Origin of the sequence: Mobilicoccus massiliensis, from assembly GCF_000826525.2 — a bacterium.
GTDB lineage: Bacteria > Actinomycetota > Actinomycetes > Actinomycetales > Dermatophilaceae > Mobilicoccus > Mobilicoccus massiliensis.
The window spans coordinates 1-3,507 of sequence record NZ_LN651315.1 but is presented as its reverse complement, the minus strand read 5'-3'; the positions used below and the strand labels follow the sequence as shown (position 1 = coordinate 3,507).

Annotated in this window: 1 protein-coding gene and 1 other annotated feature; the gene reads right to left on the bottom strand. The window is 70.6% G+C overall.

What is annotated here, in order from left to right; genetic code table 11:
* Nucleotides 1-2,187: 2,187 nt before the first annotated feature.
* Nucleotides 2,188-3,455, bottom strand: a protein-coding gene (locus BN1197_RS00060) for an IS3 family transposase (RefSeq protein ID WP_095999816.1) whose coding sequence is annotated in 2 segments (ribosomal slippage) — nt 2,188-3,158 and nt 3,158-3,455 — 1,269 coding nt in all. Because the reading frame shifts where the segments join, the coding sequence is not laid out codon by codon here.
* Nucleotides 3,040-3,171, bottom strand: a sequence feature (AL1L pseudoknot). Its footprint overlaps the gene before it by 132 nt.
* Nucleotides 3,456-3,507: the final 52 nt, after the last annotated feature.

The following is a 3,507-nucleotide window of genomic DNA, read 5'->3' as shown; positions in this document are numbered from 1 at the left end:
CGCCCGCCCCGGACACCGACACGGCTGCTGTCGCGCGAGTGCTCGGCGTGGACCCCGGCGCACTGGGCCTGCTGGTCGGCGACGGGTCGGGCGAGCAGGCGGTCGCCAAAGCCGTGAACACGGCGCTGTGGGCGCCGGGCTGGGGAGAGTTCCTCGCGCGCCTCGACGCCCAGGGAGTGCCAGGCGTGGACGACGCCCACCGCGAATCCGCGCGACAACTCTTCGGCTCGCACGTGCGCGGGCGGGGGCCGGCGCCGGCACTGCGGGTCGGGGCCCAGCCGTACGGTGTTCTGCCCGCCACGGATCTGTCCCGATGGCGGCCCGCACCCGGCGAGACGACGGCGGGGATCGCCACCCTCGTGCGGACGCTGCTGACGCGCTGGCTGGAGGCCGTGGACGCCCGCGTGGAGCGCATCCGGCCAGGGCGACCGGGCGTGGAGGACTCACTGCTCGACATCATGGGCACCGCACCGGTGTCGCCGGCCCTGCGGGTCCGGCCCGTCGTGTCGGACGAGGTCTCCGGCCACGTGCTCGCGGCGCTCGGCATCGACCGACGCGAGTACGAGGCCGAGCGAATGAGCAAGGCAGCCGTGCTCTCGACGATCCTGTTCGGGGACGCTGCCAAGGCCAGGACCGGGTCCCTGCACCGCGAGACCCGCCCGTTGTCGCTGCCGTGGGCCTCCGACCGCGACCCGGAGTTCATCCATGCGCTGCTGGGGCAGCCGTCGCAGGTGCCGGCCGTGGACAGCGTCCTGCAAGCGTTGCTCGCGCTCGCGTGGCAGTCCGCCGAGCTGGACGCGTCGCGGGCCGCGCCCGCCGTCCTCGTGCCCGACCTCCTCAAGACCACCAAGCTCCCGGCCGAGCTCAAGGCCGCCGTGGAGGCGCTGGCCGGGCAGACGGGCAACGCCTCCACCCGGGAGTACGCGGATGTCGCCGAGCGGGTGGTGGCGGCCGGGTACCCGGTTGGCGGGCTCAGCATGCTGCGCGAGTTCCAGCCGATCGAGCACACGCGGACGTCTTTGGCCGAGGTGGCCCTCTCCGCACCCGCCGGGAGCGCAGCGGAGCAGGTGGCGGGTGCGGCGTTGACCGGTTGGCTGCGTCACATGGGATACCGGGCCGAGGTTCGTGACGCGATGACCGCGCTGCTGGAGACCACGACCGAGTCTCGGGCCCTGGCCGTGGCCGAGTCGCTGGACTGTGCGTCGCACCGGCTCGACGCCTGGGCGACCGCCCTCGCCGACGATCGGCGCACCCGTCAGGGCGGTGGACGCGGGCTGACCGTCGGAGCCTACGGGGTGGCCGAGGAGGTGCAACCGCGCCCTGGACCGGGCGGCGACGGGTGGATCCACGCGCCGTCGACCGGTCACGCCATCGCCGCGGGCCTGCTGCGCAACGCCCATCTCGCGCACCTGCCCGAGGCGGCGGACGGTGGGCCCTTCGCCCTCGACCTGTCCAGCGTGCGGTTGGCCGGCGCCGTGCAGGTGATCGACGGCGTCCGGCAGGGCCAGTCACTAGCGGCCCTGATCGGCTATCGGATCGAACGCGCCCTGGCGGCCGCCGGCCTGGCGCGGCTGCAGCTCAGCCTGCGCGTCCTCGCCCCGCTCGTGGCCCGCCGTCTGACCGACGCCGACGGAACCGACAGCGACAGCGTCAAGGAGACCGTCGCGGCGGCCGACGTGGTCGACGGGCTACTGCTGCTGCAGACCTATCCGCCTGGCGACGACCGGCTGCGGGCGCGGCTCGCCGTACCGCCCGAGAACGCCTACCTCGACCCCGGCGACTGGCCCCCACTGGACGACAGGGAGTGGGAACAGGTCACGACGGTGATGACGCAGGCCGCCGACACGGTTGACGCGGTGGCCGATGTGATGCTGGCCGAGTCCGTGTTGCACCACACGGGCGGTAACCCGGCCCGAGCCGGCGCCGCGCTCGACGCGATGAGCAGCGGCGCCTCGCCCAGCGACACGATCGACGTCCTGGAGACGCGCGAAAGCGGCGAACGTCTCACGCACCGGGTCCTGGTGGTGGTGAACGGCAGCGCCCCCTCGCCGTGGTCGCCGGGGCGGCCACGGGCACTGGCCGAGCCGGCCCTCGAGCGCTGGGCCGCATCCTGCCTCGGCGACCCGGCGACGGTGGTCCTGGCCACGGTCGACGGGTCGCTCGTGACCCTCCAGGATCGCCCCGGGTTCAGTGGAGAGCGGGTTGTGCCGCCCCGGCGGGTGCCGGGGCGCTGGCGTGTTCAGCGTAGAACAGGTCTTCGTACTCGATGGGTGGGATGTCGCCGCAGTGTGAGTGAAGGCGGTCGTTGTTGTACCAGTCGACCCACTCCATGGTGGCGAGTTCGACGGCATCCAGACCGCTCCACGGCCCACGTTTCCAGATGAGTTCCTTCTTGTAGATTTTGTTCAACGCCTCGGCAGCGGCATTGTCGTAGGAATCGCCGGTCGATCCGACCGAGGGTTCGATTCCGGACTCAAGGAGCCTCTCGGTGTAACGAATAGAGACGTATTGGCAGCCGCGATCCGAGTGGTGCACCAGGCACGACAGGTCTCGCTGGTGTCGGCCACGTTCCCACAAGGCGTGTTCCAGGGCGTCCAGCGCCAGATCGGTCCTTAATGAGTTCGATACCCGCCACCCGGTGATCCGGCGGGAATACAGGTCCATCACGAAAGCCACGTACACGAACCCGGCCCATGTGGCGACGTAGGTGATGTCGGCTACCCACCGGTGGTCCGGCGCCGGCGCGGTGAAGTCCCGCTGGAGCCGGTCGGCCGGGCAGGCCTTCGCCCGCGCGGGTCTGGTGGTCCGGGTGGTGCGCGCGTTCGGCACGCCAGCCAGGCCCAACGCTCGCATGCGACGTTCGATGGTGCATCGTGCGACCGGCTCACCGGGCCAGGCCCGCAGATAGGCCTTCCACATCTTGCGGACCCCGTACACGCCGAAGTTCTTCTCGTGCAGCTCCTGCAGACGTTCGTCGATGACGGCATCACTTGTGGCCCGCTTCGAGACAGGCCTACTCTTGCGGGCATAATAGGAGCTTGGGGCGATCGCGATTCCAGTCTCTTTCAGGACCTCGCAGATCGGCTCGACCCCATGCTCGTCGCGGTGCGCGGCAATGAACGCATCGACGTCTACGGTCGGCGGTCGAGCTCCGCCTGAGCGAAATAGGCACTCGCCTGGCGCAGAATCGTATTCGCGCGCCGCAGTTCGCGGTTCTCCTTCTCCAACTCTGCGATCCGGGCCGCGTCCGTACTCGTTGTGCCGGGGATCTCTCCGTCGTCGATCCGTTCGCGTTTGACCCAGTTCCGCAGCGTGTCGCCGTTGATCCCGAGCTGCTCACCGGTCAACCGGCACGCACGCGAGACCGCCAAGCCGGGCTCGGCGGCGATCCGGTCGCGAACCAACCGGATCGCTCGTTCACGCAACTCGTCGGGGTACCTCTTCGGTGCAGGCATGACTCCATCCTCCTGGGGAGATCAAGCCCTCCACCCTTCCCGGGGCGATCCA